Genomic DNA, 25,499 nt, shown 5'->3' on the forward strand with positions numbered 1-25,499 from the left:
TCACGAAACGAAGGCGGCGGGCCTTGCGAAGACCTTCCGCCTTTCGCCGCCGGCACCATGCCGGAGGCTGAACTGGGCGACGCGGATGTCGAGACGCGCCGGCAGGGCGCCGAAAAAGGCGCGCTGGTCCGCCGCCGAAAGCGCGAGAGCGGGCGCGTCGGATTCGCGAACCATCTCGCGCCCCGTGCCATCCGCGATCGTGACGCGATAGCGCTCGATCTCCTCGCCGAGCGGCACGTCGAGCCCGTCCCAGCCGTCGCCGCCGATCCGCGTCCGGCGGATCCAGGCGATCACGGCCGCGCCGTCCGCCTGGAACGCGCAGCGCAGATGGACGGGCGAGAGCGGCCGCACGGCGCGACGTCCGAGACGCGCGCTCGACCGGACCACCGCCGGATCGTCCAGCGTATAGCCGGCCGGCGCGATACGCCATTCGATCGCCATGCCGATCTCAGCTGCCTTCAGGCCGATCGGCTCGGCCGCCCCGTCGAGCAGCACGAAGGGCGCGCCGGCCTCCGCGCCGGCCGCCATCGCGTCCTCCGTTCCGCCCTGGGCCCGGACGAGGCCGCGCAGCCGAAAGCGCATCGGCTCCCGTTCCTCGGCGCTTTCGAACTGGAGGAGTTCCCATTCGCCGTTCCGAGCCTGCACCGCCGCGAGATTGCCGCCGGCGAGAAGCGCCGCGCGGGTGATCGAGAACAGCGCGCCGCGATCGAGCCGCACCTCGAAGGCCGCACCGGCGGCGCGCAGGCCCTCCGCGCCGGCGGGCAGCGGGGCGACGAGGGCTCCCGTCATCGCCGGGCGGGTGACGATCCGCCGATCGGTGAAAGCCTCGCCGCCGATCGAGGCGTCGACGGCGAGCCGCGTGAAGGGTTCGGCGAAGCAGGCGATCCGGGCCGCCTCTTCCGGCTGCGCCGCCTCGCCGAGCGGCAGGTCGAGAAAGAGCACCTTCGGCCGCGAGGCGATGGCGGGAGCGTTCGCGGCGGGCAGCGAGGCCGGCACATCCTCGCCGGGCCGCGTGCCATAGGCCGCGCCACCCGCCGCCGGCAGCCGCCGCGCCTCGACGCGGCGCGTCTCTCCATCCTCGATCCGCGTCACCAGCCAGCGACCCGGCTGGCCGGAAAGCGCCACCACGTCGCCCGGCTCGACGGCGATCGCGGTGGGCGCTAGGGCGAAGCGGGCCGTCTCCTGCGCCGCCACCGCGAGATTCAGCATAGAACCGGCGAAATGGCGTGCCGCCTCCTCGTCGAGCACCACCGGCAGGTCGAGCATGTCTTTCATCGGAAACGGCCGACCGACGCGCAGCGCCTCGGCCGTCGCCGGCTGATAGGCGCGCGCCGGATCGAGAAAGCCGACCACGACCTCCTCCACCACCTCGCTCGCCTCCGCCCGCCGCAGCTCCAGCGGCGCGGCGTCGCCGCTGGCTTCAGCGAGAGCGTCAAGCCGGCCGTCGAGACCGCGCGAGGCGAGCGAGCGGAAGACGAGGCGACCGGCCTCGGCGCGCGCGACGAGGCCGCAAAGGCGCAGAAGCTCCTCGAGCTCGGATCGCGCCGAGCCCGCTCCGGTCGCGACATAGCCGCCGATCAGCGCGTCGACGCCCTCGACGTCGAGGGCGGTGACGCCATGGTCGCGCAGAAGGGCCGCGATGAGCCCATCCATGGGCGCCGAACCGAGACGCCCCGTCAGCCAATGGCCCCGGCGCCAGTTGCCGCCGTCGCTCCAGATCGCCCCACGGGCCGGAAAGGCCGGATAGGGCCGCGCGTCCCAGGTCCAGAGATGGATGGCGGAAGGCTCGACCATCCGCCCGCCATAGATCGGCGAGACCGGGTTGGCGGCCTCCACAAAGCCGCGCGCCGCCGGGTCCCAATAGCCGAGATGGGCGTCCAGGACACGCCGCTGGATCAGGTCGTCGCGTCGCCCCTCGGAGAAATACGGCAGTTCGCTTTCCGACGATTTCGGATCGACGAAGACGTTCGGCTGGTTGGCGCCCTTGTCGACCGCCGGGCAACCGAGCTCGGTGAACCAGATCGGCTTGCCGCGCGGCTGCCAGGGCGTCGGCCGGGCCTGTTCCACCCCGCCGCGCCGCTCGAAATGCGCGTTCTCCCACCAGGAGCGGATATCCTTCGGGCGGAAGAGCCAGGGCTTGCCGAGCCCGTCGGTGATCGGCCTGCGTCGGCCGGCCCGCCGGTCGGCATCGCTCTCGTAGAACCAGTCGAAATATTCGCCGCCCGCGATGGCCTGGCGCAGCGCCGCCGGCTCGTAGGCGCCGGGCTCGCCGTCCCGCGCATCGGCCAGCGGCAAGTAGTTGTCGATGCCGACCATGCCGATCGCCGGATGCGCCCAGAGCGGATCGAGATTGAAGAAGATGTCGCCGGATCCGTCATCCGGCTGGTAGCCGAAATATTCGCTCCAGTCGGCGCCATAGGTCAGCTTCGCCTCCGGCAGCACCGCCGCCACGTCGGCGGCGAGCGCGCAGAGCGCGTCGACGAAGGGAAAGCGCCCGGCAGCGTCCCGGATGCGCGTCAGGCCCCGCAGCTCCGAGCCGATCAGAAAGGCGTCGACCCCGCCCGCGAGCTTCGCGAGATGCGCCTGATGCAGGACCATCCGGCGATAGGACCATTCCACCGGGCCGGCATAGGCGACCTCGCCTCCCTCGATCGAGAAGTCCTCTGGCCGCGCCGTGCCGACGAAGCGGGCGATGGCGGCGCCGGCCGGCGCCGTGCCGTCCGGCGTTCCCAGCCGGCCCGTCGCGATGTCGAGCGTGATCCGCCCGCGCCAGGGATAGGCGGCCTGCCGTTCCGCGCCATAGGGGTCGGGAAGGTCGTTCTCCGCCGGCACGTCCATGAGGATGAAGGGATAGTAGGTTACCTTCAGCCCGCGCGATTTCAGGTCGCGGATGGCGCGGACGGTGCCCGCGTCGCTCGGCGTCCCGCCATAGGCCGGGCCGCCGCCATGCCGGCTGACGAGATGGGCCGCCTCGCGCCCGGTCGGCCCGACGTGCCAGGGCACCGTCTCGTCGCGCGCGGCCGTCTCGACGCCGGGGCGGATCGCGCAGGAACCGGCGCGCAGATCCGTGCCGAACCAGGAGACGACGAGCGCCGCCCGTTCCAATCGCGGACAGAGCGCCGTCAGCTCGTCCAGCGAGGCCGCGAAGTCGCTGGCCCCGTGCAGGATGTTGCGGTTGAGCAGCCGGTCCTCGCCAGGGCGAAGGCGCTCGCGCACCGGTTCGGGATCGAGCCCGTGTTCGCTCGCGCCGGGAATGATCGTCACGGCCCGGATCGCCCGTTCCAGCTCGCCGACCGGCCGCAGCACCTCGCAGGAGAATTGCGGAATGCGGTTGCCCCAGGTCTCCAGCGGCAGGTGCTCGAAGACGAGATAGGCGAGACCGCGATAGGCGGGCGCATTGCCGATCCCCTGCTTCGCCTCGATCAAGGGATCGGGCCGCTGCGCCTCGTCGCCGACATGGAGGCGGAAGACGAGGTTCGAAAGATCGAGTTCCTCGCCATCCGCCTATTCAAGCCAATAACGCGTTGTTTTACCGCACAATTTAGCTAGGACGGCAGAACCTTCCCCACTTCTCTCCCCACTCTTGTGCGGCGCTGCGCTTGGCTTCGAGGTCAAAAGGGCGGGCTGGAGTTTGCATTAAGGAGGTACGGGTTCTGAAATCTCTTGCGCGAATTTCTATTTTTTAGGTGTACCGGGTGTACCGGTGTACCAAAGGCGTTCAAACCCTTGTGACAAAGGGGTTTGCGCCATCTGAATAGCGGTACACCTTTCTGTTCCCTGAGGTGTACCGGGTGTACCAGTTCAGATCCCATGTACGCCTGTCCAAATTTCCTCGCCCTTTTGGCTTCTCAGGTGTCGGAGGACTGGGCCGGTTGGCGGCCTGAGGCTTCCTTGGCAGCGAGCTCTTCGAGATACAGTCTGCGCTCGTTCTCCCAAAACTTCGTGGCGCCTGGGGGCCAGGTCGTCGGGTCCGTGATGCAGATCACGTAATCCATCCGCCCTCGGTGCGGCGGCGGCACAATCCGCTTCGGCCTCTCGCCATTCGATATCTGCTTGAAATTCGGCCGCTGCATGCCCCGACACCTCGCGCGGATCTCCAGCCGTGAAGTCGCGGCGGAGATCCCTTCGAAGGATAACCGAGAGTACCTTTCCTGAGCACTGCCGTTTGGGCATGCGTGGCGAGCTTCAGCGCCTCGCATCGGCCTGCGACGGATTGGCATTTGCCATCCTTCCGGCCGGCGTCCAGACAGCGCCACCCAATTCCTGCCGAGCCATTCATGCCGCTTCGCCTCGCCGATCTCTCCCCCATGCAGATCCGCACCCTTGCGCATCTCGATGACGGCCATCCTCATGCGGACAGCGTGGGCCTCCAACTCGGCCAGGAGGACGGGGCCTGGCTTGAGGCGGCCGACAGTCTTCAGACGCTCGGGCTCGCGGAACTGTCCTTCGGCTGGCAGGGGGTATTCTGGCTGCGCCTCACGCCGGCCGGCCGGTCGATGCTGATGGGGCGATCCGCCTGAGCCTCGCGCGCGATACGGCTTCCAAAAACTCAGCGGCCCGTCCTCTCGGCGACGGCCCCGGAGCGCTGGGACCTCACGGTTCGACAATTACACTCCATGACGCGCAGGCACACGCATGCGCGTACTGGTCGCAGAACTCGGGCTCTATCCGCTCATTCCCGCTCATCGAGCCCTGGCGAGAAATAGACCCCATGACGCGCGGGCGGGCGTCGCGTGGGCGCGCCGCTGCGGCGTGAGAGTGTCGACACGCTGCGCCAGCACGGCGAGGTCGGCAAGGAGTTCCTGGAGGAACAAATTTCGGTGTTCGCAGACACAATGCGCCTACTTTTCAAACGAAATTTCAACGCTTAAGAACGCTAATCAACCTGACAATGCAGAGCATGGGACAGGTCAGCTTTTGAGGGCCTGAAACTGCTTCTCGGCGAAGGGACGTTCAAGGAGATCGCACGCGGTCTCAAAGGGCATGCCGAGGGCCTCGGGCTCTTGGGAATGCTCGTTGCGATCGTTGCGATGTGTGCGCTCAAAGTTCACCCGCTATGGGCAATGGGCGGACCCATCGTTATCTATGGGATGTACCTTGTCCGAATGATCGGTGCCGAACGGCACGGCGTGAAACTGAAGGAGCTCGAACTGCGAGACATGGAACGCCAAACGGCGCGACGTGTTGAGCGAAAGGCGAAGGCCAAGGCGATCCCAAATTCTAAGGATGGCGATCAATCGAATAAGCTGGCGAAGTGATGGCGATGCTCGGGGTTGAACAATATTGGTTCCAGGTCTCCATGATCGGCGTTCCGGCCGTGTTTGTCATCGCGTACCTGCATATCAAGCTGTCGTACTATCGGCGACGTAATCGGCAGCTCGGCCTCGCCGCCCGCGCAATGCACGATCATGTAACTGCTCGTGATCGCTTTCTCGAAGATCCCGCCCCCAGCGAATTCCTGAAGAGTTTCTTGCTGGATTATAGCGATGCGATTTCGAATGAAGCGACGGCAACGGCTTTTGCGGCATTCTACGTCCAGGGTAAGGTTTCCCCGAGGGATCATGACCCTGACCTGAAGAAGCTTGTCCGTGAAGAAATGACCGAACTCAAGGCTCGCCCTGATCTGCGGAAGGCTCTTGATACGGCTGTGATGAGTGGCTTCGTTGTCTTATGCATGCGCTGGCCCGGTCCTGCGCGTGTGTTCGACGTGCTGATGGCGAACGTCGCGCTGGACAGGAAGAAGGGGGCAGCAGCGGCTATGGATCTTTCGCGGCGTGCTCGTGACAGGCGCAAAGATAACGACCAGAGCCCTACGCCTCCTGGAATTCAGTTGGCTGCTTGCTAAATCTTGCCCCGCTCCGGCGGGGCTTCTCATTTTAGCGTCCCGCCAGCCCCGCATCCAAGCCCCGCTGCGGCCGATCGCTATCGAGGCGTTGCGTCAGGACGGCGACCGTCGTGTTCAGCGAGCCGAGGGCGAAGTTGATCTCGGCCGGCCGGGCGCGATGTTCGCAAGCGAGGCCTCGGAATGGACGTTGGTGGCATTCAGCGCCCATCGCCTCGCGAAGTCCTCGAAAGCGAAGAGGGTGCGCAGATCGGCTGGGGGCGCCTCCTCCGCGCGAAGATCTGGCTCGGCCGGCCGTCGCCATGCCCAGCGCCGTAGCTGCGCCTGCCGGATACGCTCGATGCCCTCCGGCGTCTTCGGGCCGGTGGATAGCCCGCCATGCAGCCGGCAGCGCTTCTTGCCCGGTTCTGTCCGCATCGCGCACGAGCCGCCGGCCCGCGTCTTGGCTCCGCAGAGGGGCCGATCCTTCTTCGAGCCCTTACCGAGCTTCGATCGCTCTTCGCGCTCGCGTTGGCGAGCCGCCTCCCTCATGCGCTCGTTCGCCCGCTTCTGCTCCAGGCGAGCCGCCTCTTGGGCCATTCGCCGTCGCACTTCGCGCTCCAGGATCTCTTCCACGGCAAGGTATCCCATTACCGCATCCCCCAGCCTGGTATTATACCCCATGACGCGGGCGCCTGCGCTCGTGTGGACTGGTGTGAAAACCGTTCCCACGGTCTATCGCTCGCGCTCTGCCTGCGATCCGATCTCAGAGAAACCATCCCCTGGTCCATCAATTCGCGGCCGGCCGGCGCCGCTGGTACTTCGGCGGGGGTGCGGTGGTAGTGAACCGGACGATCGGTTGCCCGTCGATCAGATCGCAGATGACGCCGCGTGCCTCGATCGCCTTTTCGATGAGGCTGACGCTGTGCCCCCCGCCCGTATGCGGCGCGCGGCGGATGCGCTTCTTCGCCTCCACCGTGAGCACGCTGTTCTTGTGGAGCCCGGCCGCGTCCGCGAGCTCCTGAACCGTCATCCCCAGGATAGCTCGCGCGGCTCGGATCTGCCGGCCGTCATCGATCCGCATCGCGCCGCTCCTCAGTTGACGTTGCGAGCCGCACCAGAGAAGCCATCAGCGGCATAGCCCGTCACGACCTCCAACGTCTCGACCGCGCGCGAAAGCAGCCTCACGACTGTCGCAAGAGGCGTGGCCGCCTCCCCAATCGCCATATCGGCAGGGAGGATGGCTGTTGCGGCGGCCAAGCTCTCCGCCAGCGACACGAAGGCAAGGGCGTCGAGCGCCGTTCGACCCTGCGCTGCCAGAAGGTCGTCGATGAGGCGGATGATTTCGGCGTCATCGGGGGCCGCCGATCGAGCCTGGATATGCCGTGTCAGCGCCGCGCCGATATCTGCTGCCGTGTTCATCGTTCGCCTCTTAACCTGCTTCCGATGGCCGGCCGGCAACGGTATGGTGCGGCCATGCTGACGCTCTGGATCGAGATTGCCCGACGAGCACGACCGCCGTCTTTCTCTGGCGGGTGGCTGCGCTCGTGCTGTTCGCCGCCGTCATGGGCGCAGTCTCGTGGTTCATGGGATGGTTTGTGGACGCGCTTCCGCCGCTTCTCTTGGCGTTCCTGGTCGGGGCCGGCTGCGGCATCTGCGCCGGCATCCTCATTGGTGAAGCTGCGGAGCGACGGCGAGCGCGCCGCCCCTGAGCAAGGCTTCAGCGATGGCTTTCCGCTTCTGCGCCTCGCGCGCCACGGCATCCCGGTTCGCCCCAACGCCCAGGGCTTCCATGATGCGCTGTTCCCGCGTTTGCCCGGTGGCCGTCAGGAACGGACCGAGCTCGCGAGCCATGGCGTCCGCGCTCCGGCGCTCCAGCGCATCCTTGCCGTACTCCACGCCACGGAAGACGGCATCGCCGAACTTCAGGTTCGCCAAGCTGCGGACGATGCCCGGAACGGCCTTATCCTGCTCGGTGCGCTGCTGGACGCGGAACGGATTGTCCATGCGCCGCGAGGTCGCCGAGTTGCCGAGCGCTTGGCCCACCGTCTCGGCCATCGCCTGTTCGCCCTGAAGCGCATTGATCAGGCGCCGGCCGTCGTCTTCGCCCAGGACGGCCAGGATCTTGCGCTCATTCCAATCCGCGTCGAGAAGCTGACGCCCCTTCAGCGAGCCGTTGCGCACCGAGCCCATGGCCTGGTCGACGGCGGCGCGCGTGCCGAGGCGCAGGGCATTGCGCTCCGCCTCGCTCATGTCGGCGACCTCGGCCGCGAGGAAGTCGGGATGCGTCTTACGGGCGAAGATGCTCTGCCCCTTCTCGAAGGCATCTTGCACCGCCGCATCGTCGGCGAAGGTCTCGCGCGCCTGCTTGTAGACCGGGCTGCTCGCCTTCATCTGGTCGCGCAGGATGCGTCCGACATTCGCCAGGGCCGATCCGGTATCGCTGTGCCCGGTCTTGAACTCCGCACTGGCCTTGGCGCGAACACGGCGCTCCAGCTTGTCCAGCTTGTCGATGCCCGTCCGCTGCACGTCGCCGTTCGACAGATGCGAGCGAACCCAACGCAGCGAGGCGTCTACCGCGTCGTCCGGCAGGTCCGGCGCGCCCGCGATCCGCTCGGCCGGCGTGAGAAGCTGATCATCGATCGCCTTCAGCACGGGCGACACGTCCACCGGAGCGTTCTCGGCACGCGCCTGCCCATAGAGGGCATCGGCGCGCGTCTTTTGCTCGCTCGACATGCGGTCGAGCTCGGCCTTGACGTTTGGGCGCTGGCCGAGCACGTCGTCATAGGCGGAGTTAATCCGGTCGCCGGCCGTCGCGCTGCGATCCCGCAATGCACCGATGACGCTGGAGCGCCCCGGATTGTCGCTCTGCGCGATCTGCTCGGCACGATACCGAAGCCCGTCCGTCGTATCCGCGAGCATGGCGTCCGGCCCCATGACGCTCGCTCGGCGCCCGGCTTCCTCCAACGTGAGGCCTTCGTCGGCCAGGGTTCGGCGAAGCAGGTCCTGCGACGAGCGCCCAAGCGTCGAGCCGCGCGACGCGATGAGATCGGCCGCCGCGTTCAGTCCCTTGCCGATCGCCGCGCCGGCAGGGATGGCGGCAGCGCCCATTCCCAACCCCCAGCCGGCGCCCTTTAGGGCTTCCCAGCTACGGTTCTCAAGACCGCCCTCGCCCGATCCAAACCCTTGCACCGCTCCGGCCGCCGCGCCTGTACCGCTGGAGATCGCGAGCCGCGCCGGCAGGGAGCGAGCCGCACCGCCGACGATGCCGGCCCCGGCGATCGGCGCAGCCGCTGCGAGCCCGCCCCCAATCTGGCCGGCCGTGTAGACGTAAGGGTGCTCCTCTTCCGCCTGCTTCTGCGCGCCGCGCGCGGTGGACAGCAGCTCGTCATAGGATCGACCGCGCTCGCCCGGCAGCTTGTCCAGCAGATAGCCGAGACCGGCGGCTATCTCGTCGCCAAAGCCGAAGGTGGCGCCGTCCGTCGCGCCGAGAATTGCCGCGCGGCCCGTTTCCAGGCCGCCGTCATCATGACCGGGAGCGCGCTGCTGCCCGTCTATGACGAAGCCCGGCGGCGGAGGCGGAATGGCGCCATTCGCCTGATGATCGAGGACGAAGCCGGGAGGCGGAGGCGGGATAGCTCCACCAGCCCCATTCTCCTCGCCGGCCTGGAATTTCTGGAAGGCGGAAATTGCCGACGTTTGATCCGGCGCGTCCACCTCGAAACGCCGGCCGCTCGGGTCCTGAAGCTCGAAGGTCGGCATCAGGCTGACCTCACGTTGCGGGCGGCCGGCGCCACCACGTCACGCGTGTCGAAGTCGTTCGCCTGGAAAACGCCTGAAAAGCGTCGGCCGCCCGCAATCAGTTTCTCAGCGGCAGCAGTGATGCAGAATTCGTTGGGCGTGACGCCGGCCCGGTTCGCTGCGTCGAGGAGAGCGGCATGGAAGTCGCGATTGACCCTTGCGCCGCGTAGAAAGAGTTGAGCTGAAGCCATGGAGGTGCCCCCGTTCGATCGGAGGCAGTCGATCATGGATCAGCGGCTTCGAGGATTAGGCACGTTTATGCAAGGATGGGCATGTTTCGACGCATGTTGATCGTGTTTGATGATGTCGGAGCTGCCCGAAAGGTGGACAATCGACACCATTGACGCCGCGTCCAGTTGTGCCGCCATCGAAGCGGTTCTACGGCTAACCAGCCATCCGGTTTGGAGATCGCTGTGCAAGACGACGAACGAACGCGCCTGCACGACGAACTCAGCCAGCAGACGGGACGCACCTCCGACCCTTTCGCTTCAGCCGTTCGCACAACGCGCATGCCCATGGTGATCACCGACCCCCGGCAGCGCGACAACCCGATCGTCTTCTGCAACGACGCCTTCTGCGCCCTGACGGGGTACGAGCGGGACGAGATCATCGGCAACAACTGCCGTTTTCTCCAAGGGGAAGCGACCCGTGCGGATGACGTAGCCAAGGTCCGCCGTGCGATCGCCTCGCAGGAGCCGGCCCAAGTGGACCTTCTGAACTATCGCAAGGACGGCACCACATTCTGGAACGCCCTTCTCGTGTCGCCGGTCTTCGACGGGGATGAACTGACGTTCTTTTTCGCCTCGCAGATGGACGTGACGGACCGCAAGCGCGCCGAAGAGCACCGCTTCCTGTTGAACCGCGAGCTGGATCATCGCGTGAAGAACACGCTCGCTACCGTGCAAAGCGTCGTCCTCCAAACTTTGCGGGACGCCACTGTCCCGCAGCATGTCGCATCAGCGGTCGCGGGACGCCTTCAGGCCCTTTCACGCAGCCATGATGTTCTTACGGTTGAGGCCTGGGCCAGCGCTGATCTCATGGATGTCATCAAAGGTGCGCTGGAGCCGTTGCATGCGCGTGTTGGGGATCGCATTGGGGTCGAGGGGCCGCCACTGCGGATCAAGCCACGCATTGCGACCATGCTGTCGCTCGCCATGCACGAAATGGGCGACAACGCAGCCCGGTACGGCAGCCTGTCTGTGCCGGGAGGAACCGTCGACATCAAATGGGCGATCACGGACGGAGAGATCCGTCTGAACTGGACCGAGAACGATGGACCGCCGGTCTCGCCTCCTTCGCGTCAGGGTTATGGGACGCGGATCATCGAACGTGTCGTCGCCGCAGAGTTCGAGGCGACTGTTTCTCTCCACTTCCCGCCTGAGGGTGTCCGCCTGACGGTCGTTGCGCCAACCGACCGGATCGGCCAGGAAGCTACCGAGTGGCGCATGGTATCGAAGGACTAAGGGCACAGACCAGCACCCTCTAGGCCTGCCCTACGAACCCTCGCACCACATCGATCACCCGTGGACGGTCGATCGGCTTGGCTAGGAACTTTGCTCGCACGGGAAGCTGCACCCGCGAGCCGTCCACACGGGAGGCCGTCAGGATCATTTCGATTGGCGGCCAGCGGTCGCGGATCGCGGCGGCGATCTTCACCCCGTCCACTCCTTTCGGCATGTCGAGATCCATGTAGACGACGCGGATGTCGGGGCGGCTCTCAAGAATGTGGATCGCATTCTCGACGCCGGTCGCCTCAACGACTTCGAAGCCGTTCTCTTCCAGAAGATCGCAGATGTCGATGCGCAGCACGGGTTCATCCTCAATGACGAGGACGACGTGCTTCCCCGAGCTTGGGGCGCGGTATGAACTCGATGCCATGTCGGTCACGCCTGCTGCATCTGCGACAACGATGCACTCATCGTGGCCTGGAAGCCTTCGGGTTCGTAACTGAGTTTTACTCCGCCCGTTCCAATAAGTCCCATGCGAATGATGCGCGACCCAAAGCCACGTCCAGTCGGCTGAGACGGGGCTGGGCCTCCGAGCTCACGCCAAGCGAGATGGAAGATATCCTCGCCTTCCTGACGCTGGATGTTCCATTCGATCTCGACATGCCCCTCAGGGACCGACAAGGCCCCATACTTCAGAGCGTTGGTCGCGAGTTCATGCAGGAGAAGCGATAGGGACAGGGTCGCTCGCGGACCGATGTCGGTGTCGCGTCCCATCAGCACGAAGCGATCGCCAACTTCGAAAACATGTAGGACGGCGTTCACGACATCGCGGAGACGAGCTGCCGACCAGTTCTGTTGCATTAGGACATCGTGAGCATGCGACAGGGCACGCAGACGCTGGTTCAACGCTTCGACCGCCCCCCGCTCGGTGACGGTCTTCAGGGTCTGGGTGGCAACTGCCTGCACCATGGCGAAGGAGTTCTTCAACCGGTGCGATAGCTCGCCGTTGAGAACGGCTTGCGTTTCCTCGGACCGGATACGGGCGATGGCCGCATGGGCGCGATCCCCGACCTGCCGCAGGAACTGAAGCTCGTCCGTCGACCAGACACGTGGCGTGCGAGCGTGAGCGAATACGATCAGGACGAGGCGTCCGTGCTCCATGATGGGAAGGTTGAGCAGGGAGCGGGTCTGGATCGCCTCGAAGGCACCGGGGCTCGCGGCTGTCCTCGGGTCCGTCTCGACATCCGTGACCTCGACGGTCTCACCACGCTTCAGGTTCTCGATGTAGGAGCCGAAGGAACGGAAGTCGTGGTGGCCGGCGACGCTGACGATGCCGGATGCGCACCAGTCGGGCGGGACTTCGATCGTCTCCGACAATTCGTCGACGGACCCGAAGCCGACGCGGTCCACCACCAGGCCGGAAGCAACGCATTGCGCCGCGGCTCGCGAGATGTCCGGCACCGTGCGGGCGTCGCGCAGCGTGTCTCCCAGTTGCAGGAGAGCGGCCTGCCGCCGCTCGTGCGCGATGCGGTTCGTGACCTCCAAGAAGATGACGGTGAACCGATCGGCGCCGATCGACTGCGCGACGCCGTCGTACCAGCGGTCGAGAACGCCAACCTGTCGGGTGAAGCGCACCGTTTCGCCTGTCTCGACAACATTGGCGAATTCGTTGACCCACTCGTCCTCGATGCCGGGAAACACCTCGCGGATCGTGCGCCCGATCGCTGAACCCTTCGGCACGCCGACGAGCTCGTACCAAGCGGCGTTCACTTCCTCGTAGCGCCAGTCGACGATCCGGCCCGCATCGTCACGCACCACCCGCCCTTGGATGAAGCCTTCCTGCAAGCTTTCGAACAGCGTTCGCCAGCGACTTTCGGAGATGCGCACGTCCATCTCCTTCTCGACGGTGCGGCCGATCGAGCGTAGGCGGCGCATGTCGGCGTCGGACCACGTGCGGGCATCGTTGTCAATGGCGGCCAGCGCACCGACGATCTCGCCGTCAGGCAAGGCAAGCGGCACGCCGAGATACGCGACGACGCCGATATCGCCGATTGCCTGGTTGTCCTTCAGGGCCGGATCGAGGCGTGCGTCCGGTACCACGAGCGGCGCGTGCTGATCGACGACGTACTGGCAGAACGAATGCGTCATCGGCGTTTCGCCGAGATCGGCCCATGGAGCCGGCAGGCCGCTGTGCCCGGCGAAGACCTGCCGTTCTTCGTCGACCAGCGTCACGATGGCCACGGGAACGTCCAGAACGTCACGGACGTGGTCGGTGAGGTGACCGAACTCTTCTCGTGCGGTGCGAGCAAGAAGGCCGCTCTGACGAAGCGCCCGTATTCGCGCAGACTTCTCTGCGACGACATCGAGAGGATGCATGGGAGGTCCGGGATATTCCGGCACGGGCCAGCCGTGCATCGAGGTAGGTTTATATTCCAGATCGCTTTAGCCGAAGAATTCGAACTCGTCACGGAGACAATCTCATATCTGTCGGAAACGCTTTGGTTTCCGCAGCAGCCCCCCTTCACTCCTTTGTCCGCTTTTACGAGTGCGCAAACCGAAGGCGGGACGTCGCAAAAACCCCGGAACACTCACATTAGCGCGAGATATCTGCTCACCCGCTCGTTTTCGCGTTGTCCATTCCTTAGCAGTTCCAGAGCCGCCAGATCGCCATGCTGCAGCATGAGAAGCGCCAGGAACGAGACCTCGATCGGCGAACGCGGCGCCATTTGCCGGCCAATACCGTGACGCTTGTGTAGGCGGCGGATGGTGTCGACCGAGAGGCCCGACCGACGCGCGGCTTCCTTTAACGGGACGGCCTCTTCGCGTGTCATCAGGAACGGCATGTGATCAGTCAAAGCCGGCCCCGGACGAATATCCGCTCCCCGCCCCGATCCACGACCCATCCTTTCTTCTTCGCCATCAGGAGCCGATACGCCTCGGCCGAGCCAACGGGCTGCGCGGCGATCAGTGCATCGAGATGGCGATCGTATTCCGCATATCCGACCTCGATCGCGGGCGCTGTGAGCGTGATGCCAGGACCAGGCTCAGGCCTCCAGCCGGCCGGCCGCAACTGGAAGCGGTCCGGCGATCTCCTCTGTTCGAGGTCACCGCCCCCAAAGCCCGTTGCGGCTGGGGTTTGAGGCTGATTTTCTGCCGTTTGCGCACCGGCCCTATACGCTTCCGGCGCCGGCTCGCCGTGGATCGCTACACGCTTCTCGCGCTCGAAGCGGTCATCGAGAAACGCCGCACGTTGCGGCGTTTTCTCCTCAGCGAATTTAGCCGCAGCGTCTTGCGGCACCTCAATTCGGCGGTCCGCAGTGCGGGCCTCCGCGCGCTCAAGCTGATCCTGGTCGAGTGGGGCGAACTCTCGCCATGCATCCATGTCGTCGGCCGGCGCAGGCGCCGCGCCGGTAGCAGCCTCAGGCAAGACAGCCGGCGCCGGAAAGCGACGGCGGATGGAGCCGAAATGGTCACGCATCGGCGCCCTCCATGAGGGTTGAGGTCAGGACATGAAGGCGGATCTGGCCTTTTGGGAACCCCGGCACCCTGCGGGGAATGGTGAACTTCCCTCCCCGATCGCGCTGGATCATGCCTCGATCGGCCAGGGCGCGGAGAACCGCAGCGCTGTCCAAGCCGGCGCAGATCTCAGATTTCCAGGCCTCCGGCAGGACGAGATATTCCGTCGAGCCATCCTCAATTCGATTGCGGAACCCCACGCGATTGATCGTGCGCTGTTCCACCGGCCAGCCGTCTCGATCCTTCGGAACGAGATCGCCCATCGGTTCGAAGCGGGACGTGCCGTGAAGCTCAATGAAGCGACGCACCGCCGCAACGGCTTGGCGATCCTCCGCCGGCTCAACCCCACCACGGAGGCCGAGCCAATCCTTGAAGCACCGAGCCGCGCCGGCTTCCGCTTCGCCCTCAGGCCACGGCAAAATACCGAGCTTCGCCGCGAGCTCGCCGCCGGCAGCTACCAGAGCGAAACGGCCGGCCACCCGCTTCACCTGGCCGTCCGCCTTCGCCGGGCAGTGGGTGTCCACGAACTCAGTGCAGAAGCCCTTCACGAGTGGAGCGAGGTTGTCGAAATCCTCAGTGATGGCCGATAGGAATTCGCGCGACGGGATGCCGTAATTCTCGCCGGTCGCCCGCTTCAAATGCTCGGCGAATGCGGTGGCTGACGGGAAACCGTGGATGTTCTCGAAGAGGCCCAACCCCGCTCCGGCATCTGCGGCAATGTCCACGACGCGGACTTCCTGCCCGGCCGCCGCTCGCCGGCCGCGCCCATCTTCCGTCATCTTGTCGGAAAGCCCGATCTCGCCCGTCGAGAGAAAGATCAGCCGCCATTCGGCTGACGCACGAGCTTCGCCGGACCTGCCGGCGCGGGTCTTCCCTTGGCCATTCGCCAGCATGTAGGCGACCTGCCCCGCCTCCGACGCGCTCACCTGCCCCATCTCGTCCAAGCAGAGAAGCGCGTCCGAATGTGTCGCCGCCGTTCCTTCCAGGCCATTCGCGGTGCCGCGCCACGTCTTCAGGAAGCCATGGAGGCCGCCACCGCCCCATACCGAACCGGCAGCGATGAGGGTCGTGCTCTTGCCCGTCGAAGACGCTCCACGGAAATGGAAACCACCGCCCTCGGCGCTCACCGGATACAGCAGCGGTCCAGCGAAGGCGGCGGAGAGCGCGAGAACCAGCCGGCTGTTGCCGATCGCCAATCGGGCGACGTTCTCCTGCCAGCCGGCAAGAGTGCCACGCTGCCGAAAAGCATGGGTGAAGGACGACGCCTCGGGCCGCTGGACAATGACGCGCTCGCGGTTCTCGCCGAACGTGCCATCCATCGTGACATAGGCGCGATCGTGCCAGCCCGTGCGCGAGACGCACTGCGCCCGGTCGGCCGGCCGCGACATGCTGATATACTCGTGCAGAGCTTCGCGGGCGAAGCGGCCCGGCGCCATGATCAGCCCTGCGGACAGGCATCGTTCGCGATAGGGGTTCCCGTCTCCCGCCAACATAGACATGGGCATGGCGACGAGCTTCGTGCGTTTGTCGCGGTCCACGATCTCCAGGAGGCGCCCCCACTCTTCGCCATCGAGGTTGCGGGTGTCGGCGACGATCCGCAGCGGCGAGAACACCCACCGCCATTCGACGGTCGTGATGCCGCTTTCCTTGTCCGTCCGCTCGATCCGCTTCTCGATACCAGCTTCCGTCTCGCGGAACGGCCAGGACCTGTCCTCGCCATCCTCCTCCAGGACGTGCAAGCCTTGGGCGCGCGCCTCCGTCTTCGCGCGGCCCTGCGCATCAAGATATGGCATCAGGAAGTCGGGGCCGACGCGCGCCTCTTCCACTCGCTGCGGCGTCCATCCCTCCTCGATCGCGTCGGCGAGATCCCACCCATCTGGCAGCGGGTCCGGTCGCGTGTGCTTGTCGTCGCCAGACCACACCCATGCGCCAAGACGGTTCGAGTGCAGGTGAAGGACTTCCGCTGCCCCAGCCTTCACCGCGAGCTCGTATACGGCGTCGGTGAAGTCGCGGCCCGGATGGAGCGGCTTGCCCTTCTTGTCCTTTCGGCCCGGCTCGTCATGATCGCCGGCCAGCACGACGACGCGGCCGGCGAGCGCGGACCATTCGGCGAGCTGCGGGCTCTTCGCGCCGTGCGGTGGCGTCGTCGCCACCATGTCAGGAAACAAGGCCGCGCCGGCATCTCGCGTCTTCTCGCCTTCGCAGACGAGAACCATGGCGTCGGGCCGGCCAGCGATCTCCGACAGGCCGAACAGAGGGCGGGGAGCCGGGAAGCCCTTCGCCCGCCAGTCACGCTTGCCGTTCCCGAGATCGCAGAACGTCACCGGCAGGAAGTGCTTTGCGCGCTCCCCGGCTTCGTCCTTGAAATCCCATCGGCAGACATAGCCGACAAGGTTGCCGGCGGCGTCATGGTACGGCCAGGAACGCGTTGGAGAGCCGCTTGCCTTCCCATCCTTGCGGGGAAGCTTGAACTGCATCGGCGGGGCGTCGGCGGGCACCGGGACGATGGGCGTCCGGTCAGCCGGCGCCGTGCCCCTGCCGTTTCCATCGTCGCCGCCGGCCGCCGCGACCTCCTCGTCCGTCAGCGGAGCGAACATCGACTGCGATTGATCCTCCATCATTTTGCCCCCCGCGTCGCAACTTCCACGGCAAGGTTCTCGTGATGATGGGCAAGGCTCCCGACAGCCCAGGCGAGGCCTTTGACGGCTTCGGCCAGTTGCCAGAGAGGGTTCGTCTCCAAGATCACGTCACATTCGGCGGCAACCCGCTCGGCCGCCTCTTCCGCGCTCTTCTGGACGCGATCGATCACGTCCAGGACGTCGGCGATCTCCTGCTCGATCTCGGCGAGCGAGCCTATCGGGACGGGCTTGTCGAAGCGGCTATTCCGGCGAACCATCGTCATGTCCGCACTCCCAGCATGTCGGCGAGGCTGCGAGCGGCTTCACCCTGCGACGTGCCGGCGAGGTATGCCGCGAGGCTCACCACATCGCCGCCCTTGTCGCCCGTCGCGAAGGCGGCCCACTTGCCCGAATTGAGGTTGATGCAGAAGGACCCCGGCCGGCGATCGGCACGGCGCGGGTTTCGCGCGACGTATTCGTGACCTTCACGCCGGCCGTCAGGAAGCCAGCGAGCGAGAAGGGATGGAAGCGCCGTCAGGGCGGCCCGATTGATGCCATCGAAGTCGAGCCGGCTCATGCGCAGCCCTCCTGCGAGACCCCCGCTGGCGCTTGATCGGGACCCGCGAGGATGACCACGGTGCCGTAGTCTTCAGCCGCCGCACGCGCCACGCGGCGCGCGGCCGGCCGATCGGGATAGACCCTGCTGCCATCGAGGCTGTCACCCCGCCAGATCTCGACATTCCACCGGGAGCGCTTGCCCTGACGGATCTCGCGAAGTCGTATGAGCGCGCGCATCAAAACGGCCCTCCCGCTGCGGCGATCGTCTCGGCGGCGTACCGGGCCAGAAGTGCAGCTTCCGCCCTGCCGTGATCTTTCTTGCGCTCGAAATGCGGGCTCTGCGGCCAGAGGCGTACCGCCAGCGCACGAGCCTCTTCCTTGTCGGCAGACAGTCGGAAATGGCGCTTCCACTTCCCAGGTGTCACCAGATGGCAGGGGATGCCCATGGCGGAGATCACGCCGCGCGCCACGCCGTAGCTCGTGCCGAAGCGGAACATCGAACTGACGCCCTGCCCAGGACGGGCGGCGACTTGCTCCACGATGCCGAGCGTCGGGCTCATCTGGCCGATGATGCGGGCGAGCGCGGCGGCATCTACCTCCGAGCCGGCCAGCGGCATGTCATAAACTGAAATCAAGCCGAGGCGGTTCGAGATGAGGATCGCGACGGCTCCGCTCAGGCCCGGATCGATGGCGACGATGCAGGTTTCGGGCGCGCTCATTCCGCTCCCCCTTTCGAATGCTGGAGCCGGATCGCGATGCAGGCTTCCAAGGCGCTCAAGCCGAAGCGCTGGCGCAGCGCGGGGATGACAGGGCTTGGGCGCAGGGGCTGCCGGCGGAGCCAGTCAACGGCCTCCAGTACGGCCGGGGAATACCCTGCAACGGGCACAGTAGAAGACAGGGAGCCTGCATCATGCAGGCGCTCATGGGGGCGGCTCATCGCAGCTTCCCCTGCGCGAAAGCCAGCTCGGCGACAGCGCGAGCAAGGGCATCGCTCATGGCGAAGCGGGCGGCAATGACGGCAGCTTGTCGCGAAAGAAGCGGTGCGGTATCTTCCTCGATGTTCCGGCAAAGAACGATCTTGGAAGCCCGCTTGCGCTGCCCGGCGCGGCGGGTTTCTTTCATGTGAGCCATGGTTCTTACGCGGCCTCCGGCAGTGCGTTGAGCCACGCAACCGCATCGGACATGACGACGACGCTCTTGCGTCCAATCTTCCGAAGCTTGATCCTTCCAGCATTGCGCTCGCGGTAAAACTTGGCGCGCGAGATGGACGCCCAAGCGCAGAACTCGTCTACGCTCATGGCCCCGCGCTCCGGTGCGGTGTTCGACATATTCGCTCTCCATCGCCCGCCGTCTTTCGGCGTTGCGTTGGAAGATGCGCTCGGCTGTTCAGGCCGTCACAGTGACAGCCGGTTCAGTTTTCGCGGCCTTTGTCACCTGAACGTCGCCTGGCTCGCATCCACGCTTGCTTGACCGCGCTGGCGGTGATCGGGTGGCCCGCTGATTGGCGCACCGCCTGAACGAACGCCACGAATGGCCCTTCGGGCTCTCCATCTTCGCTCGTCATGATCTTCGGCTCGCCGAAAAACTCACGAAAAGCGTCCCCAAGCGCAATGATGAAGCTCCCGCCTGCCGTGCCGGGGTCGTCGCGGTTGCGGCCATTCTCAGATGGAAGGAGGTTCAAAGGCGCCATATCATGAAGGCCGGCATCGCAGAGCCGCCGCCTTTCCTTTTCGACAGCCTCCGGCAGCGCTCGGATAGCGTCGACGGCGTCATAGGCGGAAACGCCTGCGCCAAGTCTCGGAAAATGCCTGCTCAACGCCGATCTGGCTTCGCCATCGTTCTTCATCAGCAAGCCGGCGAGCTTTTCAGCAAGCTCCCCGATCTCGGCGAGGCGATCATACTTGGCCTTCGCACGACGATCGTCCCACCAATCAGAGTGAGCATCGCGGAACGTGAACGCCCAAGAACAGGCTTGGTAGAGGGCGATGCGGCGCTCTCTGGCAATGCCATACCGATCGCCTAGAAAGTCGGGGGCATACACCGGGTAGAAGTCCACCGGAACGTTGCCGCCAGCATCCCGCACGATGTCGAGTATGCGCCCCATTTCAAAGAAGTCGTACCGAAAGCCTGCCGCCTCCGGTTCGCTATCGCGCTGATCTTCCATTTATCTTACCGTCGCCCGTCGAGAGGTGACGCGGGGCAAGCATCCTGACGGTGAAAGGATGCGACGGCTGGCCGGCCGGCCCCGCGCCTCAGGAAGGTAGGTTCGAAAACCTACCGTAGTCGAGATGGCCGAGGCCGATTGTTCAATTGAACCTGCCAGGTAAGCGGCGGCGGACGGGGCTGGCCGCCGTTGCGTCTCATTTAAGAGGCTGCACAGCTTTCGTGTAATGGCTTCTGTGCCCCTAGCATCAATGTCTTTGACCAGGACAGGCAGAGCAGAGCGAATTCCGGGGAGCCTCATGGCGTCCCCTTCCCGCTCAGCATTTGCAGTGGTCGACCTCTTCTGAACTGGCTAATATTTGCCCAGCGTCGGATGAGATCGACGTGGCATCCATTCACACATGGAGGCGCAAATGGACGACTATTCGCCCTATGCCCGGCACATACGTCTGAGGGACCTATACGACATCGAAAAACTGCGGGATGCCCAAGCCTCCCGGAACGAAAGCAGCTTCCGACAGACGACAGAGGCTCTTCATCGCAGCGAAGAGGCGCTAACCTTAGCTCGCAAGGTCCTTGCCCAAACGAAGCACCTTGTTCGCGGTAGTGAGAAAACAGGTTCATGGCTCGCGTCTCCGCCGCCGCGTGGTGATCCGGCCGGCCTCTGGCACGATCCACATGGTGAGCCGATCCAGGGCGCCGACAGAAGCGTCTAGGACGAGCGCCAGCGCCATGACGTTGAGCGCCAGGATGCCGCGCAGGAGGAGTGGAACGGCGGGGATCATGCCTGCCCTTCCATCGTCTCGGCATCGTCCAGCACGGCGCCGACAAGATCGTCTTCGAGGATGGTTTCGAGGACGCGGCGAAGCAGTTGTTCCAGCGTCAGGCCGCGCCGGGCGGCATGGGCGCGAGCAAGCGCCCACGCCTCGGGATGGTTCGGCAGAAGGTCGCAGAGAGCCCGGATGTCCGTCCGCGCGCTCGCGGCCAGATGCCGAGCCGGACCAGTCGCCTGCCGGCGCGGAGCCTTGGCTTCAGACAAGCGGGGGCGGCTCATGCTTGCCCTCCCCGCAGGAGGCCGGCCGCCTGATGGATGGCGAGGCGGCGATCGAAGACGGTAGCGGCGACGTTCTGTAGGAGGTTGCGGCTCCCCTCCGGCATCGCGCTCCAGTCCTCGAACATCTCCGGCATGCCTTCGGCGAGGCTGTCGGCGAAGACCTGGCGGAGGCTCGGCGGGATGTCGGAGAACATCAACACGGCCATGTCGGCGAGCTGGCGGCCGATGTCGCCGGCCGCCTCGATGTGGCGCATATACTTAGGGACAACGGCCGGCGACGCCGGCTGGGGCACGAATGAGCTGAGAAGCGCGCGGATATGGCGCTCCTCCTGGAAGTAGTCGCACAGATCGTCGTGAATGGCCTCCAGCAGATAGCCGGCCTTTGCGCTCGCGCTCGCCGGATCGGTTGCCGGCGCCGCGAACAGCTCGAACAGGATGGCATGGGCCTCCGCATCGGCCGCCTTTTGCGCGGCGTCGTCCACCGGCTTCGCATGAAGCAGGGCATTGAACTCGGCGAAGGCAGCGCGGTGCGCGGCGATCAGGGAAAGTACGCCGGCCATCAGACCGGCCCTCCGCCAATCTCCTGTATCCCGCGGATGAAGCTTTCCAGGCAGAAGTCGTCCCAATCCCATTCGCTCATCGGCTCGGGATCGTCGCCCCACTTGCATAGGTCATAGCGAAGGGTTCGGGCCTTCACTGCAACGCCAGCAAGGGTCTTTGCCGGGATCGATCGGATGCGGATAGCGAGCTTGTCGGCGACGCGGGCGGCGTCATCGCTTGCGACGATGGCCGGGTCCACGTCTCGGCCGTAGGCTGCAGCATAGGCGTTGTGCCGCTGTTCGGCTTTACGAGGCCAAGTGCCGTTCTTCGCGTGGAAGGCATCGGCGAGGTTGCTCGCGTGGACTGCCGCAATCTTATACGCGGCGAAGGCGCGATCGAACTCGGCGCCCAACGCCAGCAATTCGGCGTCGGGATGGCCGGCGGCGTGAGAAGGTGTGGCCATGATGGCCATACCCCCTGCGGCGACGGACGCGCCTGCGGTGGCAGCGGTGCGCAGAAAGGCGCGGCGGGTGGGAGCGGGCACGGCTTCGCCGGTCGCCCCATTCGGGTCGTTCTGCATTGTCGGGTACTCCGAGGGTCAGGGGTGCGCTGTGGCGCGGATCAGATGCTCTTAGGCAAAAGGACGAACTTCGTACTTTAGCGGCCGGCGGTGAGCGTCACGGCATTGTCGATGCGGGCGGTGCGGATGGCATCAGAGCCGTGGGTGGCGAGGACGTAGAAGGCCGTTAGAAAGATGCCAATGGCGAGAAGGGCGGCGAGGTCACGCATGCGAAATGCCTTTCTGTCTCAGGGGTGAGTGGAGGCCATGACGCGCCAGTTGGCGGCGCTCTGGCGGTCGAGGTCGGCGCGGTGCAGGGCGAGCACGGCGACGGGATCGGAAGCGCCGCGACGGGCGGCGATCTGGGCGGCGTTGCGGGCACCTCGTGCGGCCCTCGCCTCGGCCTTCGCCGCCAGCCGCAGGCATTCGGCTTGGGTGGTCATCGCGGCCGGCATTAGACGTGAGCCGCGAAGCGAGCGCGGATCGAGGCAGAGACGCGGGCGGCCGACATATGCGCCGGCAGGTACTTCACCGCATCCAGAGCCTCTTCCAGGGCCGCCAGCGGGCGAGCGGCAAGGGCCTTCGGGCGGGCAGCGTGGCGGTCGCTGTCGGCTCGCTCCTGAGCGGCGCGGGCGTTGATCCAGGCCATCCGCAGGACGCGGCCGAACAGGCGGAGGTCGAAGCGGGCTACTTCCATCTGAGCCGCGATCTCGCGGTAGCGCGTCCAGGCAGCGGCCATGATGCCAGCGCGGCCGGCGAGGAGCCGTGTGGCGAACCAGCGAGCGCGGAGGATGCGGGCGAAGGTCTCGCGGCAGAACCGGACGAGCGAACGAGCGGCGCGGCGGTACTCGGCCCAGGCGGCTTTCATGATGGCGGTGCGGTTGAGCATATGGTTTGCCCGGGCGTTTCTTATGCGATAGGTATAAGTTGCAGCCAGAGGTATCGTCAATACCTTTAGCATAATTTTATGTGAAAGGGATCGATTTTTGATGACGAGTGAGCAGATGAGGGCGGCGCGATCCCTAATCCGGTGGGATCAGAAGCAGCTTGCGGAGGCATCGAAGGTGTCAGTGCCGACCATCAAGCGCTTGGAAGGCATCCCTGGTCCGCTCGCTGCGCAAGAGCGGACGGTCGCAGCGTTGCAATCAGCCCTCGAAGCGGCCGGCGTGATCTTCATCGCGGAGAACGGCGAGGGCGCTGGCGTTCGTCTCAGGAAGGGGGAATGAAGATGCGCAAGTCAGAAGACATCGCGTTCGGCCGGGTTATCCGGGAGCTTCGCCTTGCCAGAGGCCTGACCCAACAGCAGCTCGGCAACGCGGTTAGCATGAGCTATCAGCAGATCCAGAAATACGAGACTGGAGCCAATCGTGTTGCGATTAGCACCCTGTTCGGGCTCGCGAATTGTCTCGGGATGACGCCGAGCGATCTCCTACTCAAGGTCGAACATCAACTGAACGGAACGGTCGGTGAATAGCACAGGGCTGCAGCGCGCCGATCTTTCCTCTGGGATGACCAAATCATCCGTGCTGACGATGCTGCTATGCATATCATCTTACAGGAATGCGTCATTAGGCCTACCCCGTGCTGCGTAGTCACTGAACAGCGGGTTTGATATCGCTCGCGCCGGCTCTACGTCGCCTTCAACGCGATGAAAAACGATTTTACAGCCGTCAACCCAAGGTCGGTCCTCTAGCTAGATGTCCTCGAACGATATTGCTCGTCTCACGAAGGCTGCGGCGCAGTACATGCAGAAACAGCATGGCGATGACGCCATCCTCGAAGCGCGCGTCGGGAAGCGGTACGCGGAGGTCATGGGAGACCAGGACGCAGTTGAAGCCTTTAACGCAATCCTAGATTACCTCGAAGCTCATCCATCCGGCGATGAGAAAGGGGAGCGCGACAGGCCATGGAAATCGATGGGGGACGCATAAGTCCGCGCCTGACGACGATCGAGTTGAACTGCATCCTCCTCCTGGCAGAGGGTCACTCGAAAGCGAGCATTGCGGCTAAGCTCCGTTTGAATGACGTAGAGGCGGCAGATCATTTTCATACCGCGTTTCAAAAGCTCGGCACTCAGAACCCGACCCATGCCGTAGCGCTCGCTCTTTATTTTGGCTTAATCGAGCCGAGTAATGACGACTAAGCTCTTATGCAAAATAGGGAATACCCACGATGAGGCAGAGGTGTTATCTGCGTTAGCTAACACACCAGCTCAGTTAGAAACGCCTAAGCCTTTGCCATGAAAAGACCACGCATTCTCGTCGTTGAAGATGTTGATGTACAACGCGAGGCGATTGCGGAGTATCTAGCTCGGAACGGGTTTGACGTAACCCAAGCGCCTGACGGCAATACTTTTAGGTCATTAGCAGTTCAGGTTGCGTTCGATCTTGCGATCATTGACCTACACTTGCCAGATGAGGACGGACTGAACATTGTGCGTGACCTACGAGCGCGTGATCGATGTGGCATCATCGTTCTGACCGCAAACGATGATCAGACTGACAAAATCGTTGGCCTTGAACTCGGTGCCGACGATTTCTTGACCAAGCCCGTCCCACTGCGCGAACTGTTGGCACGCATTCGGACGATCTTACGTCGGGTGTCGACAAGCCAACTGGATGCCGTACCTCCGGCAATCCCGGTGGCTTTGCAGTTCGGCAACTGGATCTTGGACGATCAGCAACGTGCGCTCCGCAATGACACAGGCGATCGCTTGCCGCTGACTGCGGCGGAATACATCCTGCTGAGGGAGTTGATGCAGAAGGCAGGCGTCGTTCTCGACCGTGAGCATCTGATGAAGGCGGTCTTCCACCGCTCGTGGCAATACGAAGATCGTAGCCTCGACGTACTGGTGACGCGCCTTCGTCGCAAGCTCGAACCGACTGGCGAGAACGAGCGCATCAAGGCCGTTCGCGGAGTGGGGTACATCCTGAACTGAGGTTCTACGCTAAGCGCAAACTGCGACCGTCACCTCTTGCTTCATCCGCCGAAGCAGCATGTCCGTCGCCGCAACCGACAGCGGCTTATCTGCTGGTTTGCCGGAGGCGGCCGGAGCGGAGCGCCCCGGCAGGAGAAACCGGCGGCGCGCGACGACTACAGCATGGATGACGAGATCCCGTTCTGACAGGTGGGGCACAGCGCCGGGCGCATGAACAGACCCGATTAGATCGGGTTAGTTGATCCCGCTCGCAGCCTACCGCATAATCCGCCTGTTCCCGCGCCCTGAGGGCCGCCCGAGGCGAAGCCAACATCCATCCGAGGATCGGACGAGAGCCAAGCTGGAGGAGAGTGGAAGCAGCCCCGCCGAAGCGCGGGGTTTGCTTTTGGCGCTGGCAGGCGACTTCCCCGTCCCGATTTTCAGGACACGCCCGGTTCGGCAAGCCAGCGTTCGGCTTGCACTTCGGCAAGCAGAACATCAGAC

31 protein-coding genes and 1 pseudogene are annotated in these 25,499 nt (G+C 65.0%); 7 read left to right on the plus strand and 25 right to left on the minus strand.

Going from position 1 to position 25,499, the window contains the following annotated elements; all coding sequences use genetic code 11:
- A pseudogene (locus IEY14_RS05135) lies at positions 1-3,492 on the minus strand (baseplate multidomain protein megatron); the annotation flags it as partial.
- Between the two features lie 785 nt (positions 3,493-4,277).
- On the opposite strand from IEY14_RS05135, the gene IEY14_RS05140 reads away from it, so the two are divergent.
- The 3 genes from IEY14_RS05140 to IEY14_RS05150 all read left to right on the plus strand — a co-directional run bounded on the left by IEY14_RS05140 (position 4,278) and on the right by IEY14_RS05150 (position 5,845).
- Positions 4,278-4,520 carry a hypothetical protein gene (locus IEY14_RS05140; protein ID WP_188907094.1) on the plus strand — a complete coding sequence of 81 codons (243 nt, stop codon included), beginning with the start codon at positions 4,278-4,280 and terminating at the stop codon, positions 4,518-4,520.
- A gap of 489 nt (positions 4,521-5,009) precedes the next feature.
- Positions 5,010-5,258: a hypothetical protein gene (locus IEY14_RS05145; protein ID WP_188907095.1), complete on the plus strand. Its 249-nt coding sequence runs from the start codon at positions 5,010-5,012 to the stop codon at positions 5,256-5,258.
- Positions 5,258-5,845 (plus strand): hypothetical protein, encoded by a 588-nt coding sequence (locus tag IEY14_RS05150; RefSeq protein ID WP_188907096.1) that lies wholly within the window; start codon positions 5,258-5,260, stop codon positions 5,843-5,845. The genes IEY14_RS05145 and IEY14_RS05150 overlap by 1 nt, the downstream gene beginning before the upstream one ends.
- A 114-nt stretch (positions 5,846-5,959) precedes the next feature.
- Here the strand turns inward: IEY14_RS05150 and IEY14_RS05155 are convergent, their stop codons facing one another.
- The 5 genes from IEY14_RS05155 to IEY14_RS05175 form a co-directional block, all read right to left on the minus strand.
- A complete protein-coding gene (locus IEY14_RS05155; protein WP_188907097.1) occupies positions 5,960-6,457 on the minus strand; it encodes an HGGxSTG domain-containing protein in 498 nt (165 codons plus the stop codon).
- 154 nt (positions 6,458-6,611) lie between these two features.
- Positions 6,612-6,905, minus strand: coding sequence for a helix-turn-helix domain-containing protein (locus IEY14_RS05160; RefSeq protein WP_188907098.1), 294 nt, complete (start codon positions 6,903-6,905; stop codon positions 6,612-6,614).
- 11 nt (positions 6,906-6,916) lie between these two features.
- Positions 6,917-7,243 carry a hypothetical protein gene (locus IEY14_RS05165; RefSeq protein ID WP_188907099.1) on the minus strand — a complete coding sequence of 109 codons (327 nt, stop codon included), beginning with the start codon at positions 7,241-7,243 and terminating at the stop codon, positions 6,917-6,919.
- A 246-nt stretch (positions 7,244-7,489) separates the two neighbouring features.
- On the minus strand, positions 7,490-9,583 hold the full coding sequence (locus tag IEY14_RS05170; RefSeq protein ID WP_188907100.1) for a hypothetical protein: 2,094 nt from the start codon (positions 9,581-9,583) through the stop codon (positions 7,490-7,492).
- Positions 9,583-9,849, minus strand: a complete 267-nt coding sequence (locus tag IEY14_RS05175) for a hypothetical protein (protein WP_188907101.1) — start codon at positions 9,847-9,849, stop codon at positions 9,583-9,585. The genes IEY14_RS05170 and IEY14_RS05175 overlap by 1 nt, the downstream gene beginning before the upstream one ends.
- Before the next feature lie 186 nt (positions 9,850-10,035).
- On the opposite strand from IEY14_RS05175, the gene IEY14_RS05180 reads away from it, so the two are divergent.
- Positions 10,036-11,085 (plus strand): HWE histidine kinase domain-containing protein, encoded by a 1,050-nt coding sequence (locus tag IEY14_RS05180; RefSeq protein WP_210318274.1) that lies wholly within the window; start codon positions 10,036-10,038, stop codon positions 11,083-11,085.
- A gap of 19 nt (positions 11,086-11,104) precedes the next feature.
- Here the strand turns inward: IEY14_RS05180 and IEY14_RS05185 are convergent, their stop codons facing one another.
- The 19 genes from IEY14_RS05185 to IEY14_RS05270 form a co-directional block, all read right to left on the minus strand.
- Positions 11,105-11,500, minus strand: coding sequence for a response regulator (locus IEY14_RS05185; protein WP_188907398.1), 396 nt, complete (start codon positions 11,498-11,500; stop codon positions 11,105-11,107).
- Positions 11,501-11,505: 5 nt separating this feature from the next.
- A complete protein-coding gene (locus IEY14_RS05190; RefSeq protein WP_188907103.1) occupies positions 11,506-13,446 on the minus strand; it encodes a GAF domain-containing protein in 1,941 nt (646 codons plus the stop codon).
- A 212-nt stretch (positions 13,447-13,658) separates the two neighbouring features.
- Positions 13,659-13,913 carry a hypothetical protein gene (locus tag IEY14_RS05195; RefSeq protein WP_188907104.1) on the minus strand — a complete coding sequence of 85 codons (255 nt, stop codon included), beginning with the start codon at positions 13,911-13,913 and terminating at the stop codon, positions 13,659-13,661.
- A gap of 8 nt (positions 13,914-13,921) precedes the next feature.
- Complete coding sequence (locus tag IEY14_RS05200; protein ID WP_188907105.1) at positions 13,922-14,548, minus strand: hypothetical protein; 627 nt, start codon at positions 14,546-14,548, stop codon at positions 13,922-13,924.
- Positions 14,541-17,207: a DUF927 domain-containing protein gene (locus IEY14_RS05205; RefSeq protein ID WP_188907106.1), complete on the minus strand. Its 2,667-nt coding sequence runs from the start codon at positions 17,205-17,207 to the stop codon at positions 14,541-14,543. The genes IEY14_RS05200 and IEY14_RS05205 overlap by 8 nt, the downstream gene beginning before the upstream one ends.
- On the minus strand, positions 17,204-17,488 hold the full coding sequence (locus IEY14_RS05210; protein ID WP_188907107.1) for a hypothetical protein: 285 nt from the start codon (positions 17,486-17,488) through the stop codon (positions 17,204-17,206). Before IEY14_RS05210 ends, IEY14_RS05205 begins: the two co-directional genes overlap by 4 nt.
- A complete protein-coding gene (locus IEY14_RS05215) occupies positions 17,485-17,781 on the minus strand; it encodes a hypothetical protein (protein ID WP_188907108.1) in 297 nt (98 codons plus the stop codon). Before IEY14_RS05215 ends, IEY14_RS05210 begins: the two co-directional genes overlap by 4 nt.
- Positions 17,778-17,999, minus strand: a complete 222-nt coding sequence (locus tag IEY14_RS05220) for a hypothetical protein (protein ID WP_188907109.1) — start codon at positions 17,997-17,999, stop codon at positions 17,778-17,780. The genes IEY14_RS05215 and IEY14_RS05220 overlap by 4 nt, the downstream gene beginning before the upstream one ends.
- Positions 17,999-18,481, minus strand: coding sequence for a RuvC family protein (locus IEY14_RS05225; protein WP_188907110.1), 483 nt, complete (start codon positions 18,479-18,481; stop codon positions 17,999-18,001). Before IEY14_RS05225 ends, IEY14_RS05220 begins: the two co-directional genes overlap by 1 nt.
- Positions 18,482-18,695: 214 nt before the next feature.
- The gene (locus IEY14_RS05230) at positions 18,696-18,893 is read right to left on the minus strand and encodes a hypothetical protein (RefSeq protein WP_210318276.1); all 198 of its coding nucleotides are present in this window, start codon (positions 18,891-18,893) and stop codon (positions 18,696-18,698) included.
- A 5-nt stretch (positions 18,894-18,898) separates the two neighbouring features.
- Entirely contained in the window at positions 18,899-19,090 is a 192-nt protein-coding gene (locus tag IEY14_RS05235) for a helix-turn-helix transcriptional regulator (protein WP_244639295.1), read from the minus strand.
- A gap of 83 nt (positions 19,091-19,173) precedes the next feature.
- Positions 19,174-19,926, minus strand: a complete 753-nt coding sequence (locus IEY14_RS05240; RefSeq protein WP_188907112.1) for a hypothetical protein — start codon at positions 19,924-19,926, stop codon at positions 19,174-19,176.
- Between the two features lie 619 nt (positions 19,927-20,545).
- Positions 20,546-20,710: a hypothetical protein gene (locus IEY14_RS05245; RefSeq protein WP_188907113.1), complete on the minus strand. Its 165-nt coding sequence runs from the start codon at positions 20,708-20,710 to the stop codon at positions 20,546-20,548.
- A complete protein-coding gene (locus tag IEY14_RS05250) occupies positions 20,707-20,979 on the minus strand; it encodes a hypothetical protein (RefSeq protein ID WP_188907114.1) in 273 nt (90 codons plus the stop codon). The genes IEY14_RS05245 and IEY14_RS05250 overlap by 4 nt, the downstream gene beginning before the upstream one ends.
- Positions 20,976-21,539: a hypothetical protein gene (locus tag IEY14_RS05255; protein WP_188907115.1), complete on the minus strand. Its 564-nt coding sequence runs from the start codon at positions 21,537-21,539 to the stop codon at positions 20,976-20,978. The genes IEY14_RS05250 and IEY14_RS05255 overlap by 4 nt, the downstream gene beginning before the upstream one ends.
- Positions 21,539-22,099, minus strand: a complete 561-nt coding sequence (locus IEY14_RS05260) for a twin-arginine translocation signal domain-containing protein (RefSeq protein ID WP_188907116.1) — start codon at positions 22,097-22,099, stop codon at positions 21,539-21,541. The genes IEY14_RS05255 and IEY14_RS05260 overlap by 1 nt, the downstream gene beginning before the upstream one ends.
- A 77-nt stretch (positions 22,100-22,176) precedes the next feature.
- Complete coding sequence (locus IEY14_RS26100; protein WP_280515017.1) at positions 22,177-22,308, minus strand: hypothetical protein; 132 nt, start codon at positions 22,306-22,308, stop codon at positions 22,177-22,179.
- A gap of 18 nt (positions 22,309-22,326) precedes the next feature.
- A complete protein-coding gene (locus IEY14_RS05265) occupies positions 22,327-22,521 on the minus strand; it encodes a hypothetical protein (RefSeq protein ID WP_188907117.1) in 195 nt (64 codons plus the stop codon).
- Between the two features lie 11 nt (positions 22,522-22,532).
- Positions 22,533-22,967: a hypothetical protein gene (locus IEY14_RS05270; protein WP_188907118.1), complete on the minus strand. Its 435-nt coding sequence runs from the start codon at positions 22,965-22,967 to the stop codon at positions 22,533-22,535.
- A gap of 100 nt (positions 22,968-23,067) precedes the next feature.
- On the opposite strand from IEY14_RS05270, the gene IEY14_RS05275 reads away from it, so the two are divergent.
- From IEY14_RS05275 to IEY14_RS05285, 3 genes are all read left to right on the plus strand, one after another.
- Positions 23,068-23,304 (plus strand): helix-turn-helix domain-containing protein, encoded by a 237-nt coding sequence (locus IEY14_RS05275; protein ID WP_308421999.1) that lies wholly within the window; start codon positions 23,068-23,070, stop codon positions 23,302-23,304.
- Positions 23,301-23,552, plus strand: coding sequence for a helix-turn-helix domain-containing protein (locus tag IEY14_RS05280; protein WP_188907120.1), 252 nt, complete (start codon positions 23,301-23,303; stop codon positions 23,550-23,552). Before IEY14_RS05275 ends, IEY14_RS05280 begins: the two co-directional genes overlap by 4 nt.
- Positions 23,553-24,317: 765 nt before the next feature.
- The gene (locus IEY14_RS05285) at positions 24,318-25,016 is read left to right on the plus strand and encodes a response regulator transcription factor (protein WP_188907121.1); all 699 of its coding nucleotides are present in this window, start codon (positions 24,318-24,320) and stop codon (positions 25,014-25,016) included.
- Positions 25,017-25,499: the final 483 nt, after the last annotated feature.

The sequence above is a fragment of the Aureimonas endophytica genome, assembly GCF_014642635.1.
GTDB lineage: Bacteria > Pseudomonadota > Alphaproteobacteria > Rhizobiales > Rhizobiaceae > Plantimonas > Plantimonas endophytica.

Bases quoted from the DNA above. Each gene is read 5' to 3' on its own strand.
- IEY14_RS05230 (WP_210318276.1), bottom strand. From the start codon at position 18,893: ATGGCTCACATGAAAGAAACCCGCCGCGCCGGGCAGCGCAAGCGGGCT.
- IEY14_RS05195 (WP_188907104.1), bottom strand. From the start codon at position 13,913: ATGCCGTTCCTGATGACACGCGAAGAGGCCGTCCCGTTAAAGGAAGCC.
- IEY14_RS05215 (WP_188907108.1), bottom strand. From the start codon at position 17,781: ATGAGCCGGCTCGACTTCGATGGCATCAATCGGGCCGCCCTGACGGCG.
- IEY14_RS05210 (WP_188907107.1), bottom strand. From the start codon at position 17,488: ATGACGATGGTTCGCCGGAATAGCCGCTTCGACAAGCCCGTCCCGATA.
- IEY14_RS05235 (WP_244639295.1), bottom strand. From the start codon at position 19,090: ATGTCGAACACCGCACCGGAGCGCGGGGCCATGAGCGTAGACGAGTTC.
- IEY14_RS05185 (WP_188907398.1), bottom strand. From the start codon at position 11,500: ATGGCATCGAGTTCATACCGCGCCCCAAGCTCGGGGAAGCACGTCGTC.
- IEY14_RS05255 (WP_188907115.1), bottom strand. From the start codon at position 21,539: ATGGCCGGCGTACTTTCCCTGATCGCCGCGCACCGCGCTGCCTTCGCC.
- IEY14_RS05225 (WP_188907110.1), bottom strand. From the start codon at position 18,481: ATGAGCGCGCCCGAAACCTGCATCGTCGCCATCGATCCGGGCCTGAGC.
- IEY14_RS05220 (WP_188907109.1), bottom strand. From the start codon at position 17,999: ATGCGCGCGCTCATACGACTTCGCGAGATCCGTCAGGGCAAGCGCTCC.
- IEY14_RS05165 (WP_188907099.1), bottom strand. From the start codon at position 7,243: ATGAACACGGCAGCAGATATCGGCGCGGCGCTGACACGGCATATCCAG.
- IEY14_RS05205 (WP_188907106.1), bottom strand. From the start codon at position 17,207: ATGATGGAGGATCAATCGCAGTCGATGTTCGCTCCGCTGACGGACGAG.
- IEY14_RS05145 (WP_188907095.1), top strand. From the start codon at position 5,010: ATGCTCGTTGCGATCGTTGCGATGTGTGCGCTCAAAGTTCACCCGCTA.
- IEY14_RS05260 (WP_188907116.1), bottom strand. From the start codon at position 22,099: ATGCAGAACGACCCGAATGGGGCGACCGGCGAAGCCGTGCCCGCTCCC.
- IEY14_RS05265 (WP_188907117.1), bottom strand. From the start codon at position 22,521: ATGACCACCCAAGCCGAATGCCTGCGGCTGGCGGCGAAGGCCGAGGCG.
- IEY14_RS05285 (WP_188907121.1), top strand. From the start codon at position 24,318: ATGAAAAGACCACGCATTCTCGTCGTTGAAGATGTTGATGTACAACGC.
- IEY14_RS05190 (WP_188907103.1), bottom strand. From the start codon at position 13,446: ATGCATCCTCTCGATGTCGTCGCAGAGAAGTCTGCGCGAATACGGGCG.
- IEY14_RS05280 (WP_188907120.1), top strand. From the start codon at position 23,301: ATGAAGATGCGCAAGTCAGAAGACATCGCGTTCGGCCGGGTTATCCGG.
- IEY14_RS05240 (WP_188907112.1), bottom strand. From the start codon at position 19,926: ATGGAAGATCAGCGCGATAGCGAACCGGAGGCGGCAGGCTTTCGGTAC.
- IEY14_RS05150 (WP_188907096.1), top strand. From the start codon at position 5,258: ATGGCGATGCTCGGGGTTGAACAATATTGGTTCCAGGTCTCCATGATC.
- IEY14_RS05170 (WP_188907100.1), bottom strand. From the start codon at position 9,583: ATGCCGACCTTCGAGCTTCAGGACCCGAGCGGCCGGCGTTTCGAGGTG.
- IEY14_RS05245 (WP_188907113.1), bottom strand. From the start codon at position 20,710: ATGATCCCCGCCGTTCCACTCCTCCTGCGCGGCATCCTGGCGCTCAAC.
- IEY14_RS26100 (WP_280515017.1), bottom strand. From the start codon at position 22,308: ATGCGTGACCTCGCCGCCCTTCTCGCCATTGGCATCTTTCTAACGGCC.
- IEY14_RS05200 (WP_188907105.1), bottom strand. From the start codon at position 14,548: ATGCGTGACCATTTCGGCTCCATCCGCCGTCGCTTTCCGGCGCCGGCT.
- IEY14_RS05250 (WP_188907114.1), bottom strand. From the start codon at position 20,979: ATGAGCCGCCCCCGCTTGTCTGAAGCCAAGGCTCCGCGCCGGCAGGCG.
- IEY14_RS05275 (WP_308421999.1), top strand. From the start codon at position 23,068: ATGACGAGTGAGCAGATGAGGGCGGCGCGATCCCTAATCCGGTGGGAT.
- IEY14_RS05270 (WP_188907118.1), bottom strand. From the start codon at position 22,967: ATGCTCAACCGCACCGCCATCATGAAAGCCGCCTGGGCCGAGTACCGC.
- IEY14_RS05160 (WP_188907098.1), bottom strand. From the start codon at position 6,905: ATGCGGATCGATGACGGCCGGCAGATCCGAGCCGCGCGAGCTATCCTG.
- IEY14_RS05175 (WP_188907101.1), bottom strand. From the start codon at position 9,849: ATGATCGACTGCCTCCGATCGAACGGGGGCACCTCCATGGCTTCAGCT.
- IEY14_RS05140 (WP_188907094.1), top strand. From the start codon at position 4,278: ATGCCGCTTCGCCTCGCCGATCTCTCCCCCATGCAGATCCGCACCCTT.